This is a genomic window from Streptomyces albireticuli, from assembly GCF_021228125.1.
GTDB classification, from domain to species: Bacteria; Actinomycetota; Actinomycetes; order Streptomycetales; family Streptomycetaceae; genus Streptomyces; species Streptomyces albireticuli.
On record NZ_JAJQQS010000025.1, the window covers coordinates 26,951 to 53,000 of the forward strand.

Annotated in this window: 22 protein-coding genes and 1 pseudogene; 12 read left to right on the top strand and 11 right to left on the bottom strand. The window is 68.8% G+C overall.

Annotation, left to right across the window (positions count from 1 at the left end; genetic code table 11):
• Positions 1-775 precede the first annotated feature (775 nt).
• Both LUZ64_RS32960 and LUZ64_RS32965 read left to right on the top strand, forming a co-directional pair.
• Complete coding sequence (locus LUZ64_RS32960) at positions 776-2,140, top strand: helix-turn-helix domain-containing protein (RefSeq protein ID WP_232390563.1); 1,365 nt, start codon at positions 776-778, stop codon at positions 2,138-2,140.
• 431 nt (positions 2,141-2,571) lie between these two features.
• On the top strand, positions 2,572-2,877 hold the full coding sequence (locus tag LUZ64_RS32965; protein ID WP_232390547.1) for a hypothetical protein: 306 nt from the start codon (positions 2,572-2,574) through the stop codon (positions 2,875-2,877).
• 180 nt (positions 2,878-3,057) lie between these two features.
• Here LUZ64_RS32965 and LUZ64_RS32970 read toward each other — a convergent pair whose 3' ends face one another.
• Positions 3,058-3,345, bottom strand: a complete 288-nt coding sequence (locus LUZ64_RS32970) for a hypothetical protein (RefSeq protein WP_095582630.1) — start codon at positions 3,343-3,345, stop codon at positions 3,058-3,060.
• A 667-nt stretch (positions 3,346-4,012) separates the two neighbouring features.
• On the opposite strand from LUZ64_RS32970, the gene LUZ64_RS32975 reads away from it, so the two are divergent.
• Positions 4,013-4,474 (top strand): hypothetical protein, encoded by a 462-nt coding sequence (locus LUZ64_RS32975; protein WP_095582629.1) that lies wholly within the window; start codon positions 4,013-4,015, stop codon positions 4,472-4,474.
• Positions 4,475-5,472: 998 nt separating this feature from the next.
• On the opposite strand, the gene LUZ64_RS32980 is transcribed toward LUZ64_RS32975, so the two are convergent.
• From LUZ64_RS32980 to LUZ64_RS33015, 8 genes and pseudogenes are all read right to left on the bottom strand, one after another.
• Positions 5,473-6,594: a ParB/RepB/Spo0J family partition protein gene (locus tag LUZ64_RS32980; RefSeq protein WP_095582628.1), complete on the bottom strand. Its 1,122-nt coding sequence runs from the start codon at positions 6,592-6,594 to the stop codon at positions 5,473-5,475.
• A complete protein-coding gene (locus LUZ64_RS32985; protein WP_095582627.1) occupies positions 6,591-7,742 on the bottom strand; it encodes a ParA family protein in 1,152 nt (383 codons plus the stop codon). Before LUZ64_RS32985 ends, LUZ64_RS32980 begins: the two co-directional genes overlap by 4 nt.
• 1,635 nt (positions 7,743-9,377) lie before the next feature.
• Positions 9,378-10,469: a methyltransferase domain-containing protein gene (locus tag LUZ64_RS32990; protein ID WP_095582626.1), complete on the bottom strand. Its 1,092-nt coding sequence runs from the start codon at positions 10,467-10,469 to the stop codon at positions 9,378-9,380.
• An 11-nt stretch (positions 10,470-10,480) separates the two neighbouring features.
• Positions 10,481-11,302 carry a protein kinase gene (locus LUZ64_RS32995; protein WP_095582625.1) on the bottom strand — a complete coding sequence of 274 codons (822 nt, stop codon included), beginning with the start codon at positions 11,300-11,302 and terminating at the stop codon, positions 10,481-10,483.
• 20 nt (positions 11,303-11,322) lie between these two features.
• Positions 11,323-12,240: a radical SAM/SPASM domain-containing protein gene (locus LUZ64_RS33000; RefSeq protein ID WP_095582624.1), complete on the bottom strand. Its 918-nt coding sequence runs from the start codon at positions 12,238-12,240 to the stop codon at positions 11,323-11,325.
• A gap of 267 nt (positions 12,241-12,507) precedes the next feature.
• On the bottom strand, positions 12,508-13,332 hold the full coding sequence (locus LUZ64_RS33005) for a WbqC family protein (protein ID WP_095582623.1): 825 nt from the start codon (positions 13,330-13,332) through the stop codon (positions 12,508-12,510).
• Positions 13,274-13,945, bottom strand: coding sequence for a YdcF family protein (locus LUZ64_RS33010; RefSeq protein WP_232390548.1), 672 nt, complete (start codon positions 13,943-13,945; stop codon positions 13,274-13,276). The genes LUZ64_RS33005 and LUZ64_RS33010 overlap by 59 nt, the downstream gene beginning before the upstream one ends.
• A pseudogene (locus tag LUZ64_RS33015) lies at positions 13,942-15,056 on the bottom strand (helix-turn-helix domain-containing protein). The gene LUZ64_RS33010 and the pseudogene LUZ64_RS33015 overlap by 4 nt, the downstream one beginning before the upstream one ends.
• Positions 15,057-15,247: 191 nt before the next feature.
• Here LUZ64_RS33015 and LUZ64_RS33020 point away from each other — a divergent pair.
• Complete coding sequence (locus LUZ64_RS33020; RefSeq protein WP_232390549.1) at positions 15,248-15,682, top strand: hypothetical protein; 435 nt, start codon at positions 15,248-15,250, stop codon at positions 15,680-15,682.
• Between the two features lie 98 nt (positions 15,683-15,780).
• Here the strand turns inward: LUZ64_RS33020 and LUZ64_RS33025 are convergent, their stop codons facing one another.
• Positions 15,781-16,347, bottom strand: coding sequence for a GNAT family N-acetyltransferase (locus LUZ64_RS33025; protein WP_095582622.1), 567 nt, complete (start codon positions 16,345-16,347; stop codon positions 15,781-15,783).
• Between the two features lie 24 nt (positions 16,348-16,371).
• Positions 16,372-17,715, bottom strand: a complete 1,344-nt coding sequence (locus LUZ64_RS33030; protein WP_232390550.1) for an NsdA family TPR-like regulatory protein — start codon at positions 17,713-17,715, stop codon at positions 16,372-16,374.
• 718 nt (positions 17,716-18,433) lie between these two features.
• Between LUZ64_RS33030 and LUZ64_RS33035 the strand changes: the two genes are divergently transcribed.
• From LUZ64_RS33035 to LUZ64_RS33070, 8 genes are all read left to right on the top strand, one after another.
• Positions 18,434-19,213, top strand: coding sequence for an SAM-dependent methyltransferase (locus tag LUZ64_RS33035; RefSeq protein WP_232390551.1), 780 nt, complete (start codon positions 18,434-18,436; stop codon positions 19,211-19,213).
• A 259-nt stretch (positions 19,214-19,472) separates the two neighbouring features.
• Entirely contained in the window at positions 19,473-19,883 is a 411-nt protein-coding gene (locus LUZ64_RS33040) for an ATP-binding protein (RefSeq protein ID WP_170116823.1), read from the top strand.
• Positions 19,880-20,686 carry a TauD/TfdA family dioxygenase gene (locus LUZ64_RS33045; RefSeq protein WP_095582619.1) on the top strand — a complete coding sequence of 269 codons (807 nt, stop codon included), beginning with the start codon at positions 19,880-19,882 and terminating at the stop codon, positions 20,684-20,686. The genes LUZ64_RS33040 and LUZ64_RS33045 overlap by 4 nt, the downstream gene beginning before the upstream one ends.
• A gap of 432 nt (positions 20,687-21,118) precedes the next feature.
• Positions 21,119-21,694, top strand: coding sequence for a DUF6624 domain-containing protein (locus LUZ64_RS33050; RefSeq protein ID WP_095582618.1), 576 nt, complete (start codon positions 21,119-21,121; stop codon positions 21,692-21,694).
• A gap of 74 nt (positions 21,695-21,768) precedes the next feature.
• Entirely contained in the window at positions 21,769-22,803 is a 1,035-nt protein-coding gene (locus LUZ64_RS33055; protein ID WP_095582617.1) for an endonuclease/exonuclease/phosphatase family protein, read from the top strand.
• A 46-nt stretch (positions 22,804-22,849) separates the two neighbouring features.
• Positions 22,850-23,770 carry a hydroxymethylbilane synthase gene (gene hemC / locus LUZ64_RS33060; RefSeq protein ID WP_095582616.1) on the top strand — a complete coding sequence of 307 codons (921 nt, stop codon included), beginning with the start codon at positions 22,850-22,852 and terminating at the stop codon, positions 23,768-23,770.
• 63 nt (positions 23,771-23,833) lie between these two features.
• On the top strand, positions 23,834-24,403 hold the full coding sequence (locus LUZ64_RS33065; RefSeq protein ID WP_095582615.1) for a helix-turn-helix domain-containing protein: 570 nt from the start codon (positions 23,834-23,836) through the stop codon (positions 24,401-24,403).
• Positions 24,404-25,629: 1,226 nt separating this feature from the next.
• Positions 25,630-25,935 (top strand): hypothetical protein, encoded by a 306-nt coding sequence (locus tag LUZ64_RS33070; RefSeq protein WP_095582614.1) that lies wholly within the window; start codon positions 25,630-25,632, stop codon positions 25,933-25,935.
• The last annotated feature ends 115 nt before the right edge of the window (positions 25,936-26,050 follow it).

Consider the following 26,050-nt stretch of genomic DNA (forward strand, 5'->3'; position numbering starts at 1 on the left):
GTCGCTCGGTCAGCTGTCCTCGGGCGGTCGCGAAACCCGGCCATCGCTTGGCCTGTCGGCTTCTTCTTAGACAGGCTCGCGGATGAGGTGGTCGTGGAGTGTCCGACTGTCTTCCGCGTCGAAGCGCTCAGGCCCAGCCCGTCCATGAAAATGGCCGGGCCACAGGCACATTCTCTGGTGCCCAGGACTCTTTCGTTGTCAGCTGCCCGTCTGTTCGGGTCGGCTGCTGAGTCCTGGCGGCGGGCTCCGGCGGTTCGTACCGTCCGTGCCTGTGCCGCCTCCCGAGCTGCCGGTGTTCCTCCGTGGGAGGGCCGGCTTACCAAGGATTGTTTTGATGAAGGGATTTGGATGACGTAGCTCGCGCCCGTCAGGGCGGTGGGTTAGTCCCTGCCAGGGGACTTCCGCTCCCGCCCAGCCGCTTGGGTGCCAGCCCATAGCGGCTACTTCCGCTGGATCAAAGCCTGCCAGGGCTTCGGTCCAGTGCGTGGTCCGACCCGGTTGCCACACCGGCTTCGTTCCACGCGATCTTGCTTCTCCCCAGAAGCACCCATCAAAGAGAGTGCTTTGTTGTGCCCTCTTCTCCCGAACAGGACGAGTACATCTTGCACGATCGGTATGCCGTTTGTCAGCTCCACGCTGCCCGCGTGGGCGTTTCGCGAAGTTTTTCCACTCCCCCAGTCGACATTCAGGCCCTCGTGCTCCCTCGCACGGGTGCCTGCGACGTTTCTGAACGCGCCTGGGCGGACGTTTCGCGGGGGGCCCGGTCGTGACGCACATGCCTGTCGTGCCCCCTTCCGAGCAGTGGGTGGCGACGACCGCCAGCCGTATCGCCACGTGTTCCTACTCCTGGATGCAGGCCGTCCACTGGGTCGTCGGCTCGGGGAGCTACCAGCCGCGGCGTCAGCACGGGCCGCGTTTCGGGGAGACGACCGTACGTATCGCCCAGTTCCTCGCCGACCTCACCCCGTGCCGGCCCGGAATCGCGCATCTGGTCCGCCTCACGGGCCTCTCACGCCGCACGGTGCAGTACCACCTGGAGATGCTCCGTGAGGCCGGTCTCCTGGCCTACCTGGTCAAGGGCACCCGTATGTCAGGGCTGCCCAACCTGGCCAGTGAGTTCGCGCGTGTCATCCCCCCGGCCTTCGACCTCGCCCTCGGCATCCGCACCACAGGAGCGGGCACGGAACGGCGACCTGTCGGCATCGCCGAACGCGGCCGCGCACTCATCATGAAGCTGGCCAAGAAGGCGGCGAGGAAGGTCCGCAAAGCCCGCCGGAAGCCGAAGGCCCGTTGCACCCCAATGGAGGTAAGTACCTCAGCGTCTTCTTCTGCGGATGTAACCACTACTCCCTCTGAGAGCAAGCTCGACAACGGGAAGAAGGCACCTCTCGTCCGAAAGCAGCAGGAACCCCAGGCCCGGAAGCTCAACCAGGTCGGACGCCGCTACCAGCTGGCAGGCGAGCTCATCCGCCGGGTGCCCTGGCTGAGCCGCGCCTCCACCCCCCGTATCGCCTGGGTGCTCAAGCAGGTCGCCGACGCCGGATGGACAGCGGACCAGGTCATCGCCTGGCTCAACCTCGCGCCCGAACCCGCGACGATCCGCCGCCCGTCCGGCCTGCTGGCCGCCCGCCTCCGCGGCGCTGCCACCACCTGGACCACCGAGGCGACCCGTGCCGCGCAGGTCGAGATCGACCGTGACATGCGGCGTGCGGAGCGCTCCCGCCACACCGAGTGGGAAGGCGACTGGCTCGCGCCCCACAGCCCTCGCGTGATGGCGGAGGTCCAGCAGACGCTCGCCGACCTCCGGCAGCGGACCTCGGACGCCCAGGAAGCTCCTCAGGCGGAGACGCCCTGCACGAGCCTCGAATCGCTTCCCCGGGAACTCGTCATCGACATGCGGCGTGACGCCCAGAAGGACCACGGCCTGGTCCGCAACGCCATCGCCATGCTCGGGGAAACCGACGCGCGAAGGCTCTACACCCACCAGCTGGTCGACCTGGTGCTCCGCCTCACCACGGGCACGGCGACCCTCCACACGACAGGTGCGACGGCCTCGCTCCCCCGGGCACGAACGGCAGCCACCCCGCACCTGGAGCCGGCTCCCGGATGCCTCCAGGCTTCCGTCCCAGAGCTGCGGTGACAGTCGCGCACGAACGTCGCTGCTACGGGTCACCGTTCCCGGATCCTGCGGAGTCGCTGCTCGCCGGACATGCGCCCGAGGGCCTGCGGTGAGGTAGCCGTTCACTCGCCCAGGTATGAGGAAGAGCGGCCAGCAATCCCCCGTACCACCGCACCCAGGCCCACATCCCCCGACAGAGCGCGGACCTGCCCGGCTATTACGACGTAATAATGCCGACCAGCTGTCACCCATGACGGCCTTGTCCTACTCCCCCGCGTCCTGTTCCAGCAGACCTCTGTCGTGCGGACCTGGGCACTTACCCCCGGCTTCATGCCCCGACGTACGAAGAAGCCCGGCGGCTCGTCGCCGACGGACGCGCGTACCTGTGGACGCTCCGCCACAGCCACCGCGAGCACGACAGCGGCCGGCCCGCAGGCTGTCGCGAGACCCTCATGCTGTACCCACAGCCGGCAGGCACCGGCGGCCCGCTGCGCATCGTCTTCACCGAGGGCCCAGGCCGGTACGTCAGCGGGTTCCCCATGGGCTCCGGGGACGTGGGATACGTCCAGGGCAGCTCCCTGAACCTGCACCAGCCGGGCGCCGTCCGGGCCCTGCTCGACGCAACGTCGGCCCGCGGATGGGAACCAGGGGAGCGTCAGGCGGTGCAGATCGACGGCCGGCCCCTGCTGGAGACGGCGGCCGCCGCACGAGGCGGGGAGACCAGCCCGTCCCACTGCGTCACGATCAAACGCCGGTGAGACGGGGAGCCCCCGCCGCTGAGAAGACACCCGACGGATGCGCCAGGCACGGGGCCTCCAGGAAATGGCCGGCCCCGTCCGATGGGCCGGCGATTCAACGATCAGCCGCAGTGCAACGGCCGCGCTGCGGCGCGAACGAACGGGTCTGCGGTCGATGGAAATGCTCGGTGGACTGCTGTCTCACAGCCCGCGCAATGCCTGGTAGAAGTCGCCGTAGGTCGCCCAGCAGCCGACGCTGCCGTCGTCGTTGAGACTGCCCATGTACCAGTCCGTGTCGTCGACGAGCTGCACGAGGCAAAGGTCATGGAAGCCCAGCACGATCGCGGGAGGTGCCAGCTCGGGATCCTCTGGAGCGGCGGACCATGTCACAGTCCGGTTGGTGCGGAGCGGGATGGCCTCGTGGTCCCCGGACACGTCACGAATCCGCTGAAGTGTCCAACCCGTGGGCAGCAGGGGTGCGTCAGTCATGCAGCGATGATCTCAATGCCAACTCGGCACCTCCGGCGTCAGGCCACAGGGCCGAACCTCGCAATGCCCTGACGGACCGGACCCGCACACGCCGTCGCGGAAATCTCCCGTTGCCACCAGAAGAGGCTTTGTACGGTCGCGATGAAAGGCCTGTGCCGCCTGCCCAGCGGTCGGTCGCGTTCCCCAGAGTGTGAGCCCTGTGTGAGCCCGCACCTCTGGCTCGACTGAGCCAGCTCGTCCCCTTGCCCTGAGACAGGGGGTATCCCCCGCCGCTGTGTCGAGCTCCCCTGCCCATGGCCGCTCCGCACAGCGTGCGTGGAACTGTGGCCACATCCTCAAGAGGCCTGCGAGGCCGCACCCATCGCTATGGACGAGGGTGCAAAGGAGCCGTCGCGTTCGTGGCCGGCCGCGTGCCGGTGGCTTGCGGCCGTGCGCTCGTAGAGGAGAGATGTGACTGCGGGACCAGGAAACGAGGATCCTGACGTCCATGGCGCCGATCCCCCGGACCTTGAGCCGCAGACACCCTGCACGGGCGTCGAGCGTCTGGGCTGCTCATGCTTCAGCCCGCCCCGGGCGAATCACAGGCCAGGTACTCGGCACAGCTGAGGCCAGAAGCCCTCACTACGCCAGTGCATGCTGTTGATCTCAAGAACCCGAGGAGTACCGCATGCCCGACCGGCTGCCGATGGAGGAAGCATGCGCCTTCCTCCGTACTGAGCTGAAGACCGTAACACCGGCGACGTCCGTGCCGACGCTGGAGGCAGCGTGGGGGGCCTTCCTACGGTTCGGGCGGCAGCGCTTCGCCACGCCACCTCTGCCGGACGCCGACGGGCTCCTCTTCCAGTACGGCACACACGCCTTCTCCGGGCCGCCGATGTTCATCATGGACTTCGCCCGGCAGTTCGCTGTGATCGACGACGAGGGCGAGCACGACCACTTCACGCAGATCCACTGCGAACTCCGTTATGAGTCCGACGTCGCTCTCGACGATCTCGGTAGCCTCACGACCTGGTTCTTCCACGACACCGGCCAGGACATCGACCTGTGGGCCGAATCCGTGGAACGTCACCTCGAGCCACTGCTCGACCGCAGGCCCTCGGCGGTCGAGCAATACCAAGAGCGGGTGTAGGCCGGCAGGCCCTGACTCCCCTGCCGCCCGGGCGCCGCTGAGGCCACGGACCGAAGCCGACCGCTTGATGCCGGCAGCTTTCTCCACGAGAGGCCTCGCAGAGGCTGAGCCGATCTGTTCGTACGAGCACATCCGCGCGGTCGGCCGCAGGGCCCTGTGCCGGGTGTCCCGGGAACGATCACTTCGCGGCCCCTCGCCTCCCTGCGGCGGCCGGTGGAGTGTCGTCTGCCGCAGGGCATCGCGAGCCCGTCAGGCGCGTGGCACCGGACTCCGCTGCCTTGGTCGGCAGGGCGCCGTGCTGTTTCGGACCGGCGGCGTTCGGGAGAACAGCGAAGCTGGACTGAGCACGGGCCGACTACCCGGCCGGGGCGGCTGTGCAGCCAAGAGCCCCGCCCCGCTTGTGTCGGGACGATCGCACGACGCGCCTCCCACCCTGCCTCCTGCAGGCCCTCCCCCATCCGGACCTCCCAGCGAGCCGCTCTCCCTCAGGCGGGCGAAGCTGGTTCCGACAAGCAGGACGAGTGACCGAGGAGCGTATTTGCAGAGGCCGCAGCGGTAGTTCCCCCTGGGCGCAGCCCATCACCTGAGGTGCCTCGTCTTATTACGGCGTAATAAGACGCCCGGCTCCTGAGTACACCGGAGGGCTGGCTCGACGAAGGCGTGTCGGCTCGGGTGCGGGTGGAGTACGCCTTGAGCTCGCACGGACGACGCTTCACAGAGCCCTCCGTGTGCGTGCTGGCGTCCCTGAATCCTGGCGGCTGGCTGCGCGTCACCTCTGCGCGTCGGGGTCGGTGCGTCAGGGGTCGGGCTGCGGGCTGCCCTGGCGAGGTGGCCGAGGCGGGTGTGGGGTCTCTGCGCGCTTCGCCGGTATGAGGGAGGAAGGCTCTCTGTGGTGCTCTCTTGCGCCGGGCTCCAGAGGACTGGGTAGCAAAAGGGCCCCGCTTCCCACCGCCAGAGGCGGGAAGCGGGGCCCTGAAGTTTTTGAGGGGCCGTTGTCCTCAGAGCAGCTCGATGCCTTCCTTCACCAGCTGCTCGAAGTCAGCCGCCTGCATGTGCTCACGCAGGATGCGCAGTACCGCGGCCGGACTGTGCCAGGGCATCTCGCCGACTCCCACACTCGTCGGAACGTTCTCGGAGTGCGCGGGGCCGGGGGAGACCGACCTGGCAGCGGGCGCCGGGTCGGCGCTGGTCTTCATTACGTCGTAATGAAGACCACCCGTCGGACCGTCCGGACCGGGGGAGTCCGGAGCAGGGGCAGTCCGCTGGTTCTGCGTCCGGCCCGCGACCGGGCTGTCAGTGGTCTTCATTACGTCGTAATGAAGACCGCCAGGTGCTTCATCAGAACCCGGGGCCGTGGCCTGGACCGGAGGCCGGTGGGCCTCCGCCTGACGCGCGGCCTTTCTCGCGGCCTTCTCCGCTTGCTCCTGAGCCTTCTGCTCCTTGAGGGCCTGGAGTACCGCTTCCTGACTCTCCGGAGCCTTGCGCCCGACGGCGCGCAGCAGGTCCACCGGCTCCTCGCCGGCTTCGAGCCGCCTTTGGAGTTCGGGGGTGAGCTTCAGGAGTGCCAGACGCTGGGAGACCCATCCCTGGGAACGGTGCAGCCGTTTCGCGAGCCGGTCCTGTGTCTGGTGTACCTCCAGCAGCTGCTGCAGGGCTTTGGCCTCGTCCAGGGGCTCGAACGCCTCGCGGTGGATGTTCGCGACGAGAGCGGACTCCAAGATCGCGTTGTGGTCGCCGCCGAGGCTGTCGTCCACCATGACCTTGAGGGAGGACAGACCCGCTTCCCGTGCGGCGGCCAGGCGGCGGTTGCCGTCGATGACCACATACATGGCCCTCGGCTCCAGCTCGCCGTCACGCCCGGGGTTGGCCTCCAGGTAGGCGTCCCGCGTCATGATCCCGAGCGGTTGCTTCTGCCCGTGGTCGCGGAGACTGTTCGCGAGGTCGGTGACGTCCCCGAGCTGTTCGCGGGGGTTGTCGGGGTTGTGGCCCAGGAGGTGCAGGGCGAGCTGGTTCGGGCCGCTGCCCTCCAGCGCGCTGCTGATGGCCCGGCCACGGGCGCTACGAGCGGTGCCGGCACGGGAGAACGCGGAGGACTCCCCCATCTGGTCGGCCTTGCTCATGACGTCGCGCTCGCGATCTGCCGCATCGCCTCGGCCTGGTCACTCAGCGGTGCGTAGTCCAGGAGGGCCCGGCGCTTGCGGACGGCTTCGCGCTGTTCCTTCAGGTCGCCGATCACCGCGAGTACCGGGGGCTCACCGAGCTTCTTCCACTCATTGAGGGAGGAGGTGGCCACGTAGCCGCGACGGCTGTCGTACAGGTTCACCACGAGGCCCAGGTAGTCCAGGTCGAGCTCGAGGTCGTCGCACAAGGAGCCGATCTGGTCCGCGAGCATGGCGTAGGCGGTGGCGGAGCTGTCCTCGGCGAGGACGGGGATGATGACGCCCGAGACGCCGGCCTGTTCGTTGGGGCGTCGTCGGCCGTAGTAGATGGCGGCGTCCATCGCGATGCCGAGGCTCGGGGGACAGTCGACGACGATGACGTCGAAGTCGTCCTCGAGCGGTTCCAGGGCCCGTTCCAGAGTGGTCTCGCGGTGACGGATGCGCGTGTTGGTGGCGATCCGTGCGTCGAGGAGGAACCCGTCGAAGCAGGCGGGCAGGACGTGGAGGCGCTTGCCGAAACGTTCGCCCTCGATCGTCACGAGCAGATCCCGGAGGTCGCCCTTGCCCTCGGCGCACATGTGGGCCACGAGGCTGTCGTGCCCGGGTGCGATCTGGGGGATCCCGAGCTGTTCGCTGAGGTGGCCCTGGGGGTCGTAGTCGACGAGCAGGACGCGCTTGCCGGCTTCGGCGTATGCCTCGGCGACACCGGCCGCGACGGAGGTCTTGCCGACGCCGCCCTTCTGGTTGCAAATAATCTTGCGCTGGGGGAAGCCGGTCTCGGGGCGTGCGCCGGGGGAGTCGTGCGCGTCGAGCCAGCCGCGGATCGACTGGGCCAGGCCCTGGGTGTAGGAGACCTTGCGGTCGGTGCAGTCGGCCTTGAAGGCGTCGTACAGGCCGGCGGGGAGCCAGGTGCTGAACGAGTCGGCGCCGGTGGTGTCGACGGGGGAGGGCGCCGTGGTGTTTGCACGCCAGGCGTTGATGCCGTCGGTGACGGCGTCCTGAATGTCGATCCGGAGCTCAGCGGCGCGGACCTTGAGTTCTTGGCGGAGCGCGCTGGGCAGCTTGGACGCTACCTTTTCCCGCTCACCATCGGGGTACGGAGATGCCATGACGTCACCTTACTGACTTCTGCCGCTGATGCATCGTCGGTTTAGGCGTGTCTTGTACCTTTTTATACCTTCCTGGCATAAGGAAGAGCGCATTCCGTCTATGAATTTGTGATCTCAATGCGTCTCGACACGCCGGGATGGTCCGGTTCTTGACTGGCAGTTGCTGACGCCCCCGGCACGACTGACGCTCATTACGCCGTAATAAATGCTCAGCCTCCCGGGGGAGCGTGACGCCTTCGCCTCCTCCTGGCGCCCGCACGACGGGCACATGGCGCGTGGGCACCCCTGGCTCCCGGCGGCCCGGAACGCCTGCCCGAGCCCCGGGTGCGACAACCTGCATCGACCGGCCTTGGCGTGGCTCGCGGCGGGCCCGTAGGCGCGGTCCGGCGGAATCCTCGCTCGCACATGCGCAGTGATAGGAAGATCGCTGTGCGTAAATCCGAAGGCACGGCCGAGGCATTGATAAGAACGGTGACCCAGGCTTGTCGAGGCCGGCGAATCAGGGGCGGGAGTGGGCTGCCCCCTGTGGTGGCCATGCGCGCCTCCTGGTGTTAGTCCTCGTGGGACGGCTCGCGCTGCAGCACCCGTCAGGAGGCGAAGTCAACACTGACGGGACGTCTACAACCCTCAATTTCAAGGGAGTTGATCTGACCAAGGCCGAACCCGACACGCTTGTCGTGGGCCGTACGGAGGCTCTGAAGGGCGGGGCCCTGGCCGTTCGCTTCGGGCAAGCGCATGGGCAGGGCAGCAGATGCGGCGAATGCGTCAGCTGGCCAGCTATTCAGAGGTAGCCCGTGCGATGGGCTGGTCGGCCGTCAGCTCGATGAACCTGAACTGCCCTGCGGGTGGCACTCCAGGAAGTGCCATTCCCCGGCCTCATCGACGACGAAGTCCAACGCTCCGTGAGCGAGCCCGGATGCCGCCATGAACGCTCGTACCTTCGGCGCGATGGCCTCAGACACTGGGACGGTCCGCCATTCGACGCCCTCCTCGACGTGTCCATTCGACGCCACGAGTAGACGGAGGTCATCGCAGGTGAGGCCACCCCAGCATGCGCGAGGGACCAGACGTGCTGGTCGGCGTCGGCCAGCGTCCAGCCGGGACCAGCCCCGCGTGCGCGGGGACCGGCTGGCCACGGCCGTCTCCCTGCTCTACCAGCGGGGACCACCTGCTCTACCGAGCCACCGAGCCCGACCTCCGGGGGGGCCACCCCCGCGTGCGCGGGGACCACGCGCATACGGCAGAAAATTCTCCGGCCCCTTCAGGACCACCCCCGCGTGCGCGGGGACCACGTGTCCGGTCAGACCCTCGCGAACGAGGTCCTGGGACCACCCCCGCGTGCGCGGGGACCACAGGAGCTGACCAGCGGCTTTACATTGCGGGACGCGGGTTTTTACTCACTTCCGCAGAGCCCGGCAATTCAGACATGTTGCCTTCCTGGGGTAGGCGTGGCTTGCTTCGCTGGCACGCTACCGCTTTCCGGAGCGCCGTCGTACGAAATGGCACAACCGCTATAACAAACGTGAGAGCGATGTGGGCAAGGCCGACAGTAGCTTGGTCCACTGAACGGCAGCACGTTCGGCTTCCTCGATCCATTGCTGGAGCTCAGTCGATGATGTTGTCCGGGGTGTCGAGCTAGACGTGCTGTCCGCCAGAGGTGACGGTGAGGCCGGCACGGTCGCTTTCGGGGCGGCCGAGTCGCTCCCATCTACGGTAGGCGGCCTCCAGTTCGTCCCAGAGGGAGCGGGGTCCGTACTGCTCGACGGCGAAGGTGTCGTGTCCGGGCACGTAGTCCACGGAAGCCCAGGACATCCGGTCATCGGCGAGCAGCCACAGGGTGGCTTCGTAGCTGCCGTCGTTGGCCTCGGCCAGCAGGGACCAGGCGTCACGGAGGCCGAGGCCGATGAAGAACTTCGCCTCGTACTCGGCCGCCAGATCGCGGGGCGAGAGCGCGGTTGTGCTGCGGGCGGCATCGTCCTGGTGGTGAAGGAAGTCGCTGAGGTACCCGCGGTCAGGGCGGTTCGTACGGGAGCGCATGAAGGCCGGGTAGCCGCTGAACCTGCCCTCGGCGACGCCGTCCCGGACATCGAGGACGGCGAAACTGTACGAGTGGTAGCTGCCGCCCCAAGGGGCGACGATGCGCCCGGCCGGGGTCTGCTCGACCCATGCGTAAGGGATCTCGGGGACGGTGAACGTCGCGAGCCACCGGTCGTGCAGTGCCCCGTCCGCACACCCCTTCTCGGCGTCGCCGCACACGACGTGCGGGGTGTACCCGGCCGCTGCCAGGTTCTTGATGGCCTGCTCGACGATCACGGGATCGACGTCGATGCCGAAGACGTTGTCCGAGCCAAGCCGGTGCGAGAGCCAGGCGAGGTTGTAGCCCGTGCCGGCTCCGGCGTCCATGGCGCGGTGACCCTCGCGTACGTCCAGCAGCTGAAGCATCTCCAGCATGAGCGAGGGCATGGAGGACGAGGACGTCGGCAGTCTGTACGCCTCGTCGTCACCCAGGTCCTTGCCGTCGTTGACCTGGGTGACGAGCGGCAGGTCGCCGTAGACCACGGTCAGCCACCGCTCCGGGCGCTCACTGCGCGAGAGCGGCCGGTCGTCCACCTCGACGGTGTCGGGCACGAAGAGTTTGCGGTCGACCGAGGCTACGGCGCCCTTCCACTCCGGGAGAACCGCGCCCTTGTTGGTGAGGATCTGAGCGAGTCGTTCGGGAGTGCTCATGCAGTGACCTCTCAGTTGGCTGACAGCCCCGTCTCAGGGATGCCTCGGTGGTCCGCCCACGCTTGAGCCGCTGTCGCCATGTCGGTAAGCCACGACTCATTGGGGGTCCGCTCGGCGAGCTGGCGGTGCATACGTAGATCGGCCGCGGCGAACGCATCGATTGCCTTCGGATCTGCATTCACCCATGCAGTGCATCCGGCGGCCCATGACTCGGCGGATTCGGGGGTGTGGCCGGCGGCGATCAGCTGCACGACGAGACAGGCCGGGTCGATGAAACCGGGTCCGCGCGTGGGCCAAGACCAGTCGATGATCCACGCACCCGCTTCTCCTACCGTCAGGTTGGAGGGGTTGATGTCGGTGTGCAGTAGGGCATCACCACGGAGGAGCATCAACTCGTCTTCGCTGTTCACATAGGCGTCCCACCGGTCTTCCCGCCAATCCCGTGCGATGTCGGGCAGCTCCAGGCTCGCAGCCCGGTTGAGGAGGTCAACGGCAAGGGGAAGATCCGGTGAGCCGGGCTCGAAGTCAAGGCCGCGCTCGTCGATGGCCTCGAAACCCAGGATGATCCACCCAGCGTCGTCTCCGTCAACACTCCACAGCAGTCGGGGCGAGAGCGGCTGTACGTAGGGGTTGATTGCCCGTTCCCGGAGGATGGAGTCTTTCCGTCCTCCGGGATTGTTGAACATGGCCTTGACGAAGAACCGCCCCTTCTCGCTGTCAATGACTGCGGAGAAGTCGGAACTGAACCCTCGGTCCGGAACCTGGACGTGGGTGACGTTGCCGGTGTACGGCAGGATCAGCTGCCTGAAGTGGCCGTCGGGCAGGTCATCCACGTCGGGTCTCCTCGGTTACGTCAGTTCTTGGGCCCGCATTCGCTGCGCGGTGTACCCGGCCTGCACGCGTCGTTCGGTTCGCACCGCGGGTCGCATGGGTTCTTCGGGACGCAGTCGGGGTTACACGGCTGCTTCTGGCCCTGGTCGTTGTCCTTGTCCTTCTTCCCCCAGTCGGCTCGGAGGGAGTCAACGGCCTCCGACAGAGCGGGGCCGCTCAGGATAGAGGTCAGCGAGTCCTCGCGGACGTTACCGACACCCATCCAGGTAGAGAAGACGCACGGGGGTACCTCGCCGGTCGGGTCGATCGAGGCCCTGCCGTCACCACACCCCCCACACAGATTCGTCGCATCCGGATTCTGGCTACCGCACGCCCGCCCGAACTCCCGGATGTGATCAGTTCCGATCCGACTGACGCCGATCGACTGAAGGTCGGCCTTCGCCGCCTCCATGCGCTGCTCGTTGTCTCCGACGATGCCGGCTCGAACCGGGATACCGAGTTCGAGCGCCTTGATGATGTTGGCGCGAGTCCTGGCATGACTCGGACGACGGGTGACCTCGTTATGCTCCGACGCGTTGTCGGAGTAGTACGACGTGGCGAGGGACATACCCTCGCGTTGGAGCAGATCCCACCACGTGGCGGGCACGTGAACCAGGTTGCTGTAGACCTCGACCTTGATGCCGAGCGTCAGGGCGCGGCTCGCGATCTCGATCGCGTGCGGGTGCATGGTCGGCTCTCCGCCGATGAGGGTGATGTGCCAGACGCCCAGCTCGGCGGCCTGGTCCAAGACCTTGAACCAGTCGTCCCGGGTCATCGTGCCGTGGTCGCCATCAGGTCCTGACGAGTTGTAGCACTGCACGCATTCGAGCTGACACTTCCGCGTCAGGTCCAGCCATAGAAATCCGGTGGTGGTCTGCTCGACGGGTAACGCTGTCGCCATCCTCTTGCCCTCTCATTCGTTGACCGGTGGATCACGGGGCATTCACGGCCAGCTGTTGCTCGTCGCCTTGCCGTCGACGAGCTTGGCCACGCGGCTGCGCCTCCTTGTGCAGGTCGGAGGAGCGATAGGAGGACGCTAATGCGGGACGGGACATTTGCAGACGGTGTTTGCTGACAGTGTCCGGGCGGCGACGGCGAGTCCGCTGGCCGGACGTCTCCTTGGTGTCCGGCCAGGTCAGACGGCGTCGCCGTGCACCCCGGGCTGGGGTCACTGCTCCCAATCAGCCAGGTCACGGTGTGGATCCAGGGGTTGCCGTGTCCTTCTGCGGCTGTGGATGGTTTGCAGGCTGCTAACCAGGTGCTGGGGGCCGGTGCGCATCAGGGGCCAGATGCTGCTGATTTCGCGGGCGGTCTCCCACACGCCGGTCGCGGGGACGGTGAACGGGGCGACTGCGATGCCGTTGGCGGTGAAGGGGGCCGCGTCGAGGTAGCTCATGCCGCCGGATCCGCACAGATACGTGCGGGCTCCGACGGCGGCGGCGAGGTCGGCGAGTCGCTGTGAGCGCCCTGGTCTTGCCGGGAGGCTGCTGCTGTGGAGGATTCGGCCCCGCCAGCCGAGGAGGTCCAGCAAGGCGCGGGTGGATGCTTCGGCGACAGCCGCCGTCCGGTCGCTGGTGGCGAAGACGTCGAGGACGGGGGCCAGGGCCTGCCGGAGCGCGGGCCAGTGGGGGCTGGATCCGTAGTGCTGTTGGAGGATTCGCGCGGTCCGTTGTCGAGACCGGGCGGGCTCGGCCATCACGACCTCGCGGACCGTGGTGTTGCGGCCGTTAGGGAGCTGGGAGGGGATGGACAGCCACCAGCGGTGAGCGGGGTCGTCCAGGGCTGCGAGGCGGGTGCGGTGCTGGTAGTCGCGGCGGGTGAACTGGGCGTCGTCCAGGACGATCCAGCAGTCCGCCGCGAACAGCTTGGCCAGGGTCGAGAGCCGGGGGAAGAGGTTGGGCTGGTGGATGGCGCACAGCCCGCCCGGCGGTGGTTCAGGGGTTGAGCAGGCGGCTGTCGAAGCCGTCCTCGAGGAGAGATCGGTATGCGGCATGTACGTCCTCCGGGACGTCCTGCTCGATGGCGAAGCCGAGCCTCGGGTACTCGATCACCCGTTGCAGATCGCCGACGAGCTGGTCGACGACGAGCTTTTCGTCGCCGATCGTCTTCAAGTAGTCGTCGAACTCCAGTGGCGCCGAGGCGCAGATCACTTCCACCTCGGGCCAGACCTTGCGGGCGGTGGCGAAAGCGCGTCGTTCCATGTAGGGCATGGCAACCAGGAGCACGGTCTTCACTGCGATGCCGGCGGCGGCCAGCACGTCGCGGGAGAAGGTGATATTCTGGCCGGTATTGCGGGCTTTCGGCTCCAGCAGAACCGCTTCATCTGGGACGCCGAGGGCGAGCGCGTGCTCGCGGAAGTGGACGGCCTCGCCCCGGGGGAAGCGGCCCGGGTGGGTGGGGTTGGGCCCGCCCGAGAAGACCAGGGTGGGGAAGAGTCGGGCCCGGTACAGCTCGGCGCAGAAGACGGGGACGCCCAGGTCGTGGCTGCCCAGGCCGATCGCGGCGTCCGCCGAGCGGAGCTCGTGGCCCATCTGGTGGTAGTCCCAGATCAGCTTGGCCCGCTGGCGCTGGTCGTCGGTGATGCCCCGCTGGATGTCCGTCGTCACTGGCGTCTCTCTCCCTGTCCACCGCCGCCGGGGCTGGTCGCCCCCGCGGTCTGCCGGATGCTCTCGATGCTGGCCAGCTGGTGGCTCATGCCGTACTGAGCGGCCAGCTTGGCGGCCTGATCGAGGGCCGTCAGGCCATCATCCCGGGTGGCGGGGTCGGACAGCAGGATGTGCCCGTGCGCGGTGTCCAGCCGTACCCGCTGCATCGGCGAGTCGGTGATGCCGGTCCTGCGGGCGATGCCGATGAAGTGCAGGGCCTTGTTCAGGTCCCCCGTGCCTCGGTGGGCGAGGGCGAGTTTCTGGTGGGCAACGGACCAGTCGTCCGGCTCGCCGAGATCTTCGAAGTCGCGGGTCGGGGCGAGCATGACGCGGGCCGCATAGTCGTGCTCGCCTTCCTTGCTCAGCGCGGTTCCGACCACAGGCGGGCCCGTGCGCGGTCGCGGCGGGCGAGCCGGTCATCGACAGCCAGGTGTTCGTAATGGCGGGCGGCGGCCTCCAGGCTGCCGGACATCTCGGCGACGACGGCCAAGGAGAGGTCGAGCTGGGCGACGCGACGGGGGATGTCGAGCTGGGTGAAGATCGAGCGGGCTCCGGTGTACGCGTGCTGGGCAGACAGCGGCCCCACCACTGCCCCTTGGTCACGCTTGAGGTCGCCCATGAGGGCCGTGGAGCGGGCGAGGAGATACAGGCCCTTGTCGTCCAGCTCCGGCGGCCGGAAGCGGTTCAGCCACCGGCCCAGCAGGTTTTCGGCAAACGCGAAGTTCTGCCGGCTTAGGGAGACAACGACCCGGTCCAGGTCATCGGTCCACGACTCGTACTCCCAGGCCCGGGGGCCCGCGGAGGTGACGCGGCGGGTGGCCTGGGGTGGCCCGCCGGCTTCGGAGAGGAACGTCTCGAATCGCAGGTGTACCGCCGCGTCCGCGCGGGCGAGAGCGGTGTCCAAGATCGCCTGAGTGTCCGGGCGGGGCTCGGTCGTGGACAGGTGTTTGTCCCAGTTGGACACGGTTCTCACGGCAACGCCGAGGTGCTGGGCGAACGCGCGGACGCTCATCCGCAGGGCAAGCCGCAAGGCCCTGGCTTCCAGGCCGGTCCAGTGGTGCACGGTCGCCACGCGTCGCTCCCTTCCGAGAGCCCATGCAAGCACGGCACACGCATGCGGGGGAACGGAAGTGCAACGCAAGTGCAACACCGTGTCATTTCGTCGCCGCCCGCCAGGGAGGACGCTTCAACACGCAGGTCACAACCCCTCTTTGGCGACGGCCTGCTGGCCTCGTTTCCCCTGATCCTTGGACGGTCACCTCCATGGAACCCCTCACCGAGCACCGCAGCGTCGGCGGCCCGGCCGTCTACGGCTTCCTTCGGCTGGTCAACGTCCCCACGGTCCGAGAGAAGGCCCTGGAGCAGTCGCTGGCCGAGTACTGCCGCCAGCACGAACTGACCCTTTCCGGGCTGTTCACCGAACGCGTCACCGAGACCAACTCAGCTGCCTTCACCGGGCTGGTAGACGCGCTGGGAGTACCTGGCACTTACGGAATCGTGCTGCCCTCCGCCTCCCACCTGGGCCCCAAGGCCATAGCGGCGGTGAGGAGCAAACGCATCGCGGCGATGGGAGCCCGCGTGCTGCTGGTCCGCAGGGGCACCCCTGGCCCGGCCCGCCGCAGGCGCTCCGGCCCAGGCGGCTCTCCTGGCCGGCGGCGCGGGCACGGTCCCGTACCAGTACTGGGGGCCGAGTCGTGAGCCCCGATGTGCCCGCGGGCGAACAGCGGCTCCTGCTCGCGGGCCTCGGTTCCACGTGCCTTAGCGGCAGGGGCGCGCCGTCTCCGCAGCGGTCTCGGCTACAGGCCTTCGCGGCTGCCGTGATCTGTCCATTCGTCGGCAAGGATGGCGTGGACGATGGAGTCGCGCCATTGTCCGGCCTTGAGGATGTGTCCGCGGATGCGGCCCTCCTCGATCATCCCGGCCTTCAGCATGGTGCGCGCCGAGGCGGCGTTCAACGGCGAACGTGCGCCCCAGACGCGGTGAAGGTCGAGGCCGTCGAATGCCAGGGCGAGCAGGAGCTGGATGGTCTCGACGCCGTAGCCGATGCCCCAGGATTCCGGGCGCAGGGCGAAGCCGAGGGTGGCCGCGCGTTGCTGGTGGGGGTCGGTGGCCAGTCGGCCGTACCCGATCAGGTCGCTGCTGTCGCGTTCGATGACGGCGAGGCAGTATTCGGCGCGCGGTGCGGCTGTCGCCGAGGCTATCGACCGGGCGACGATGTGCCCCACGTCCTGGCGGGAGCGGGCTTCGAAGCTCAGGTGTTCGGTGGCCTCGGGGTTGCCGTAGATCGCGAAGACCGCGTTCGTGTCGTCGGGGGTGAGCTCGCGGAGCTCCAGGCGCTGACTGCGACGGCTGACCGGGTACATGCCATCGGACTCTACCGGTGCGGATCAGCGCGGCAGGGCCAGTCGGCTGGGGCTGTATGCCTCGATTTCGGCTCGCAGGTCCCGGGCGGTGGCCGCGTTGCGGGCGGGGTCTCGGAGGAGGGCTGCTCCTACGCGGTCGGCGGAGACGACGATGCCGCGGTTCCGGTGTGCGGGTGCGAGGTCGAGGACGGGCCGGATGGCTTCGGCTGCTCCGTCGACTTCGCCGCTGTACAGGCGGGTGAGGGCGAGATTGCACTGAGCACCGGCCAGGTCACCGAAGGCCCAGTCGGCGGCTTCGGAGTCGCTGAATCGTTGGACGGCTTCCTCGGCGAGGGCCGCTATTCGGGCGTTGCTGTTGCCGAGCAGGACCTCGGACTCGACGGAGTAGTAGAGGTGCTTGCTCTCGGGGAAGGTGAGCAGTCCGCCGAGGTGGTCGAGGTCATCGTGCTGCACCCGTCCCCGGAGTTCCTCCGCGCGCTGGATCGCGGCCCGAGTGGCCTCCTCATCACCCAGGAGGGCGGCGGCGCGGGCCTCCAGGCCGGCCAGCCACACGGCGACCGTGCCGTGCAGGCCAGGGCATTCGGCCGCCCCCTGGCGGGCGTAGTGCAGGGCCTCGGCTCCTTTGCCGGACCAGTAGGTGATCAGCGACTTCAGGCCGAACGTCAGGGCGACGAGACCGGGGTGTTCCGCCTGCTGGGCGCACACGCCGGCGGCGCGGGCCTGGATCATGGCGTTCTGCGGGTCGCCCATGTCGTGGCAGCCCTTGGCCATGTGGAACGACAGGAGCGTCGCCAGGACGTGCAGCTCCCGGGTCTGCGACGGTCGTGCCCGGCCACTGTCAATGAGGCGGAAGCAGTCGTCCTGAGCTTCCGCGATCTCATCCCAGATCGCAGGCAGGGGTACGCGCGGGTACCGGGTGACGATCGTTTCTACCCGGTCCCTGAGAAATCCGAGGGTTTCCGGGCCGATGTGGCCTCGCTCCGCTCCCATCGCGAAGTCCCTCGCACGCTTTGCGGCCATGTCCGCCGTCCTTCTCATCTCATGCAGCACCGCACCGGAGTCCGGGCGGCCGGTGGTGGGAGCCGGGCCGAGCAAGGGGTCGGGCAGGGGTCCGTCCGGGGCCGGGCTCCACAGCTCCTCGATGCTGTAGCCCAGCCAGTGACGGATCACCCGACGGGCGTCCCGTTGCGGGAACCGGCCGTTGTAGAGCCACGCCTGGAACGTGCTCAGCGCCGGCTCCAAGCTCTTCAGCCCCGGGTCGCCTTCGAGCTCTGCCAGCGCGCCGGCGGCCACTTTGAAGTGCCGCAGGAAGGCACGATGCTCCGTTGCTTGCTGCTCTTCGAGCAGGCGCCTGAACAAGGTGCGCATTACGCCCCCTCACTCCTCATATCCGGCGCATCCGTCCCTGTGACGCCAGGGTGTCTCCCTCATCAACTTGCCCGACCCGAGGGGCATTTAGCGGCCCGAGGCGGACCCGAGGGGAAACCGAGGATGCACCTCGGATTTCGGGCGTGAGTCGAGGGACGAACGGGGGTGGAGATGGCCGCCCGCCGTGGCCAGGCTCTTTACCTACCCGTTGCGGGGGCGCCCGTCCGGATACCTCCGCGAGACCAGGGAGCCGCACGTGGCATCGCCAGCAGTGACACCCCACCTGAAGAACCGCGAAAGCGGACAGGCCGCCGAAACGACGCAGCCGCCCATGGCAGCGGCAGACGCGGGGTCGACACCGCTGAGAGCACCGCACCGCAGCCGGACACAGCTTGCCCTAAGACGGCCCGTCGGACTTCTCGTGGCACCCGCTGCCTGTGCGGCTCCTCTGATCCCAACGCTCGTGCGCTCGCTCCGCCGTTCCACGCCCCCAGTCGGCGAGCCTGCCTCGCCGTCCGCTCCTCCGCCCGGCAGACCAAAGTCCCGCTCGCCGGAGCACGGGACCCGATGCGCCGGCGCGGCTCTTCCCCTGTCCCGCCCTGATCCGGAGAACACCACCGTGACCAACCACCTGACCGCCACGCCTCCCGTCGCTCCCGTACTTGAGGACACCCCCGCCGCACAAGCGGGACGGTGGGAGCTTCCACCCTCGCCAAGCATGGTCCTCGACGGCAGTTCCTCCGCGAGGCCGGACCCGGCTCGCGTCCACAGCTTCTTACTGCGCGGCCACAACCACCTGCCCGCCGACCGGGAGACGGCCGCGATCCTGCTGGCCGAGGACCCGCAGGCCCGGGTGGCAGCACGTATCACCCACCGGCACCGCGAACTGGCCCTGACCTACCTGGCTGTCGACCACGGCATCCGGCAGGTACTCGTCGTCGGGTGCGGCTACCCGCAGCGGCCGTACGCGCACAGGGTCATCGGCCGGTACGGCACGGCCCGTGTCGTGTACGCGGACACTGACCCGGTGGCACTCACGCACGCGCGCGCCGTCATGAACGCCACACCACCGGGCCACACCGGGTTCGTGCTCGCGGACCTGGCCCAGCCCGCCACCCTGGCCGGCGTCCAGGCCCGCGAAATCCTGGACTTCAACCGACCGATCGCGGTCCTGCTGCATCACGTGCTGCACCTGCTGCCGGATCCCTACAACCTGGTCACCCAGCTCAAGAACATGCTGGCCAGCGGCAGCGCCCTGTCGATCACCCACCCCACCGGCGATCTCCATCCTCGTCACGTGGCCGCCGCCTCAGCGGCCACGGCCGCCGGGATCCCCATGTGGCTGCGCACCCGGGAGGAGGTGGAGGCGTTCTGCGTGGGCCGGCGCCTGGCCAAGGGCGGCACGAAGCCGGTTTCCTCCTGGGGCCACGGCAACAAGGCCACTCCGGGCAGCGGGGCATCTTCCGCCGCCTACGCCGTCACCGCCCTCAAGGCATGAACGGAGACAGATCAGTGAGCCTGCTGGTCAGCGTCGTGGTCGCGGTGTGCGCCGACGCTCTCCCTCTCTCGCGCCTGATCAGGAGGCTTCAGGCTCAGCACTGCATGGGCCCGGTTGAGCTGCTCCCCGGGAGCACGGGCGGTGGAGCAGCATGAGTGTCGCGGCCGCATCGCACGCCTGTGCACCCCATATGCCCCAGACCGTTCCGGCGTTCCGCAAACGTCCCCGGCTCCACACCGAGCGCCTAGAGGTGATGGGCGTGCCCCGTCGGCGGGAAGCGGTCAGCGAAGCCCGCCGCACGGTGCGACGGCTGCTGCTGCGGTGGGGGGTAGGCGCGGAAGAGGCGTTTGAGGCGGAGCTGTTCGCCGCCGAGCTGCTGGCCAACGCCCTCGGGCATGCCCTGCCCGGCCCTGGCGGTGAGATCGGTCTTCAGATCGCCAAGGGCCGTCGGGGCGTCCTCGTAGAGGTCGAGGACGGGGGCAGCGAGGAGTCCTCGCTGTTCGCCTCCTTCGCGGCCGGCGCGGTGGACGACGGGGAGTCGGAGCACGGCCGCGGGCTGCTCCTGGTGGAGGAGCTGGGGCGCGGCCGGTGGGGGTGGCGCCGGCTCGGCAACGGGCACCGCTCGGTGTGGGCCTACGTCGTCCCAGCAGAGAGCCGGGGCGCGAGATGAGCACCGTCCGCGCAGGGGCGCCCGCAGCGCTCAACAGTCGGCGGCGCAGCCCCCGGCTGTTCGAGAGTCTTCTGGTCGACGTCCGGGGCGAGGGCGCGGTCGACGTCATCGCTGACCGGTTGTGGCGGGCGGGTCTGGTGACCGTGTCCGGGCTGACCACACCTGAGGCCGTCGCCGACCTCGCCGCCCGGCTGATGGACACCAGCCCGTACGACGAGGACGGGCCGTTCGGCCTGCACGGGATACGCGACACCCGCCGGCACACGCACCGTGTGGATGGCGTGGTCCTGACCCGGGGGCCGGTGGACCTGCACACCTGCGGCGCCGTCCTGCGGGAGCCGCCTCGTCTGGTCCTGGTGGTCTGCTTCAAGAGGGCCCGTAGCGGCGGGGAGACGCTGCTGGCCGACGGCCGGGCCGTCTTCGACGACCTGCTGCGGGAGCAGCCGGACGCCGCGCACGCCTTGTCGCTGCCAGGGGCCGCCATCTTCGGCAGAGGGGCCGATGCTTTCGCCGCCCCGGTCTTCCAGGTTCTGGCTGATCAGCGCCGTGTCGTGCGATTACGGCAGGACGGGCTGATCCGCTGGCCCGAACACGCCCAACCACATGTGCTCGCGTTACGGGCCCGCCTGGCCCGTCACCAGCGCGTGATCAAGCTCCGCCCCGGCGACGGCTACCTGCTGGACAATTCCCGCTGGCTGCACGGGCGGGGGCCTTTCATCGGAAACCGGTTGTTCCACCGGGCCGAGGGAACACCGCTCATACCCATGGACAGCGACGCCTGGCCGGAGGCGGACGCGTGGTGAACCGCGTACGCGTCGAAGCCGCCGCCCGCGAGGGGTTCCAGCAGGCGCTGGGTGAGACGGAACCCGTCTCCACGGCCGCGCTGGAGCGACTGTGGGATGCCCTGCACCGGTGGATCCCGGACCCTCCGCCCGACGAACCCACCGTGGAACTTCCCGTCTGGCGGCCGTCGCCCCCGCCGCTGCCGAGGCGCCATGGGCGCGCACGGCACCGCCGAAAGCGCCCCCGCATTCGGAGGTGGACGGCCCTGCTGTGCGGCCTCCCGGCCGTACTCGGACTCAGCGTGCTGCTGTCCGCCCCCCACCGCGGGCGGGCCGTCAAGGCTCTGCGCTGCACCCGTCCGGAAGACCCAAGTCCCGCTCGTGCTGACGGGGTCCGAACCACCGGACGACGACCACCCAGCGGCGCAATCCCGCCTTCGGAGAAGGGCCTTCATGACGCCCGCCACCCGACCACCGGTCCGCCTGGACCTCCTCCTCACCCTCACCCGCCTGCACCGCGAGGGCATCGCCGTCCGAATGACCCGCACATTCGTCCCCAGCCGGCAGGAGCTGCTGGCAATAGTGCGATGGGAGAAGCGCAGCGCCCGGGAGCTGGAACAGATCTTCGAGGCGCACGGCTGGCCGGGCCCTGATCTGGTGGGCGAGGTCGGGGCGGAGGCCGCGTGGTGGATCGCCCTGCTGTGTGACCGGCAGACGGCGTTCCAGCAGGGCGCCCACCGGCATCTGCTGGAGGCGGTCGAGCGCGGTGACGCCCCGGCCCGGCACGGGGCCTACTTCACCGACCGGCTGCGGATGCACGAGGGCGTGCCGCAGCCGTACGGCACGCAGTACCTGCTCAACGCGAGCGGGGCGATCACCCGGTACCCCGTCGCCGACCCCGGGCTTCTGGGGCTGCGCTGCCACCGGGCGGGCCTACCCAAGGTCGCGGAAGCCCGGCCGGCCGATCTGCGCCTGATGGCCCTCACCCGCCTGCCCAGAGCACCCACGGGCCTGCCCTCCCTCCGATAGCGCGGCGCGCGGCGCCCCCGCGGCCGACCGCCCGGCACTCGTCCGCTCCACCACCCCCGAGAGGAACCACCCCTATGAGCCGCCCCACCCAAGTCGTCGTCGCCCTGCCCACTGCCCGGCCCCGACCCCTGACCGGCTGCCGCGACGAGGACGAAGGGAACCCGCCGGCCGTCGCGGACGCGACCGGGTTACCGGCTACTGACGCCGGCACCGCCCCCGATCACCACATGGCCATCACAGCCGCCGCCGACCGACAGGCGACGGCGGACCATGCCCGACTGGTCACCTACAACACGCTCACCGGAGGCATCGACGCCGACAGCAGAGAGCGGCGGCGCCTGGGACAACTCGACTTCCTGGCCTCGCTGGACGCCGACGTAATCGCTCTGCAGGAGCTACGCCGCTGGGAGGAGGGCGGCTGGGACCGGCTGTGGCAGGCGGCCAACGCCCTCGGGATGGTCCCGCTGCCCCCGGTGCTCTCCCGGCGCGGCCGGGGCAACCACCTTGCGTTGCTCTACCGGCCGACGACCGTACGGGTCGGCGACTACGACGCCGACCTGGTGCAGGGTGCGTTCTACCACGGGGCGGGCCGGGCCCGGCTCTCCATCAAGGACCAGCCGCTACTCACCGTGCTGATCACGCACCTGTCCTATCTCGGCGGGGCCGAACGATACGCGGAGGCGCAGTGGCTGACCGGCTACGGCGACACCTACGAGAGCAACCCGCAGCGGGTGGTACTGGCCGGCGACCTGAACACGATCGGCGCGCACGACCGTGAGCCGGACTGGAACCTGATCCCGGCCAACCTCCAATCCAGGCACCGCCACATCACCCCCGAAGGCACCTTCGGGGACACCGACCGACGCGCCATCCAATTGCTAGCCGCAGCCGGATTTCGCGACCCCTTCGACGTCCTGGGCCAGGCGCCGCCGCGCACCGCGGGCTACTGGAGCGAGGCCGAGCGGGTCGATCACCGCTCGGACTTCATTCTCGTGAACCGGCACGTGACCGGCGACATCGCCGCCGCCTCGGTCCACGACACCGAGGCGACACGGTCCCTCTCCGATCACGTGCCGGTGGTCGTCGACCTGGCCCCGCCCGTGCCCTGACCCCGAGCCCCGCCCTGCCCTCTGGAACCATTCCCAGGAGACCGCCATGCCCCGCCCGCTCCGTATCGGTGCGCCTTCCCTCCCCCTCGCCCTCATCCAGGTCGCCCAGGTACAGGCCGCCGTCGCCACCCACCACCCCGGCATCCGCACCGAGCACGTCCCCCTCGCCACCCCGGCCCAGCACGAACACCACGACGGCACCGGCCTGATGGCGGGAACCGTCACCAGCGACATCGAGCACGCTCTCCTGGCGGGCGAGTGCGATGCGGCCGTGCGCTGCATGAAGGACGTCCCCGGCGTACCACTGACGCCTACGGGCACGGTGTTCGCCGCCTACCTGCCTCGCGGAGACCGCCGGGACGCCCTCGTGAACCGCTCCGGGCTTCCCCTCGACCGGCTCCCACCCGGCACCCAGATCGCCACCTCCTCCGTACGACGCACCGCGTTGCTCACCAGGAGCCACCCGCAACTGAAAGCCGTGCCGATCCACGGAACGATCGACGCCCGCCTCGCCGCAGTGGAATCCGGCGCAGCGGACGCCTCGATCGTCGCCTTCAACGAGCTGAAGAACCTGGGGCAGTGGCACCTGCTGGCCGAAGTCCTGGGCGTCCAGCGGATGTGCCCTCCACTGGGCGCCGCCGTCCTCGGACTGCAGTGCCGCGCCGACGACACCAAGACCATCAGCCGCCTGGCCCCACTCGACGATCCGCGCACACGCCGGGAGATCACGGCCGAACGCATCCTCCTGCGCGTACTGCGGGGCCGCTGCGAGACGCCCGTGGCCGGGCACTGCACCACCCGCCCCGACGGGCGCCTGTCCCTGCGCGGCACCGCATTCACACCCGACGGCCACCGCACCCTCCACTGCCACCAGGCCGGCACCGACCCCGCCACGCTCGGCACACACGTTGCCCACGAACTGCTCTCCAGCGGAGCCCGCGACCTCGCCGACACCTACGCGCTCTAGCACAGCGCCGCCCGGCCGCGCCCCGCACCCACCCCCGTCCGCTCATCTGTGAAGGCCGACCCCATGACTGCCCCCAGCACCAGCACACCCATCGAAGCGTTCGAATTCCCTTACGGCTCCGTTCTCGCCACGGTCCTGCCTCCCCGCGAGTACCAGGCGCTCATGGACTCGACGTTCCTCAGCCCACAGCAACGGATCGCGATCACGCTGGTCGCCGTCGGCCACACGCTCAAGAGCGCCACCGAGGCCATGGGAATCAAGCCGACGACGCTGGCCTCCTATCTCGCCTCCACCGCCAATGAACTCGGCTGCCACCAGCGCGTGTCCCTGCTGGTCCACAGCGCCTACAGCCACCCCGACTTCCCCACACCCGCCCGGATCGACGAGCCGGCCCCGACACTCGACACGGACGAGTGGACGGTCCTCCTCGCCCACACCCAGGGCATCACCTTCCAGCGCCTGAGCGAGTCCCGGGGCCGGGCCAGGAGCCTCCTGACCGGCATCAACCAGCGGCTGATGACCAAACTCGCAGCCACCTCCCCACCCCATGCCGTCCGGCGCGCCTGGCAACACGGTCTCCTTCCTCACCACGGCGCCCCGGCCGGCCCGGGAGCAGACGGCCGGACGCCGTAAGCCACCCGGATCCGGCCAGCGTCGTCGTGACCCTGCCCAGCACCATGCAAGGTCTGCCCGAGCTCTTCGCGAACCGGGCGTGCAGACCTACGTCGGGGATATGGACGTCATCGTGGTGGACCACGGGCCCCGGCCGGTGATCGACGAGACCGCGCTCCAGAGGCGGAAGCCGACACGGGTGGCGCACGAGCTCCGGTCAGGCCTGTCGCACGCTCGGGACGCGGGCATCGATGCGCCACTGGTGGCTGGCCCTCCTCGCCACGTTGGAGGCCGTTCCGGACGCCGACCGGGTTCGCCCTCCACTCTTCGCCTCTCCCCGCAGCGCCCACCCTGGATCAACTGTCGAGCGTCAGATCGCTGCCAGGAACTTTTCCGGCGGCCGGGGCCGCGTGCGCGGGGGACCAGACCCAGGGGGAACCATGTTTCACCGTCAACCTTGGACCGCCCCCCCGCATGCGTGGGGACCACAAGATCCGGGACGAGGCCGAGCTCCTTCGGTGGGGATCACCCCCGCGTGCGCGGGGACCACGGAGCTGAAATTGAGCGCGAGCATAGTCCTCAGGGACCACCCCCGCGTGCGCGGGGACCACACCTCTCTTCGTTCAGCGGCCGCCTGAGGCTCGGGACCACCCCCGCGTGCGCGGGGACCACAGGAGCTGACCAGCGGCTTTACATTGCGGGACGCGGGTTTTTACTCACTTCCGCAGAGCCCGGCATTTCAGGCATATAGCGCCTTCCTGAGGCAGGTGTGGCTTGTTCGCTGGCACGTTACCGCTTTCCGGAGCGCCGTCGTACGAAATGCCGCAACCGCTACGACCAGCGTGCGAGTGGCTTGGGCAGAACCGACGATAGCTTGGTCCCCTGAACCCCCCTCAGGGACATCGGGAGGCTCCGACGCAGGCCGGAGGACACCGGGTCAGACTGTACGAAGGGAACAGCCATGGCCACCCACCGCCTCTCGCTAGCCCCCAAACCCACAGCACGGACCACGCGACAGTGCGCCGGAGCGAGATCCACTCGAATCCACCGCGACCCGCAACTGCTCACACTGCCAGCAGCCCGTCACCATCGTCGCTCTCCCGCGACACCAGAAACTGTCGGCCTTCGATGCCCAAGGGCCTTCCTGACGTCGTCCCACTGAGCAGGGCTCTGTGACAGCAGGACCGATGGGCCGGTAGCTCGGTAATCAGGCTGCTGACCGCACGCTGTGATGGCAGGCTCTGCCCATGGCTTTCCTGCGTTGTGAAGTGGTCCGATGGGTCGACGATGAACCCCAGCCCGGCCTGGTCGAAGCCCGCTTCACCGACGCCCACCAGCGAGAGTGGGCCTTCATCGACAAGTGCCCTGTCTTCACCGGTGACAACCTGACCTCCGACTCCCTCTATCCGGTCGTAGTCGGTGTCCTCTGCGACGTACTGACCACCGACGGCACAGGGAACACAGTCACGATCTCCGTCGCCCGATGGGGGCTCGAATCTCTTGAAGGAGACATCGAGTTCGAAGTACGGGCTGATCAATTGACCACCAGCTGAGGTTCACGATCACCGGGTCCCGTCGACCTTACGGTTGGTGGGGACGGGCAGTTCCAGTTTCACGGACGGTAGCCATCGGCTGGGGCATAAATGGCGCTCTTCGGGGTGGGCACCT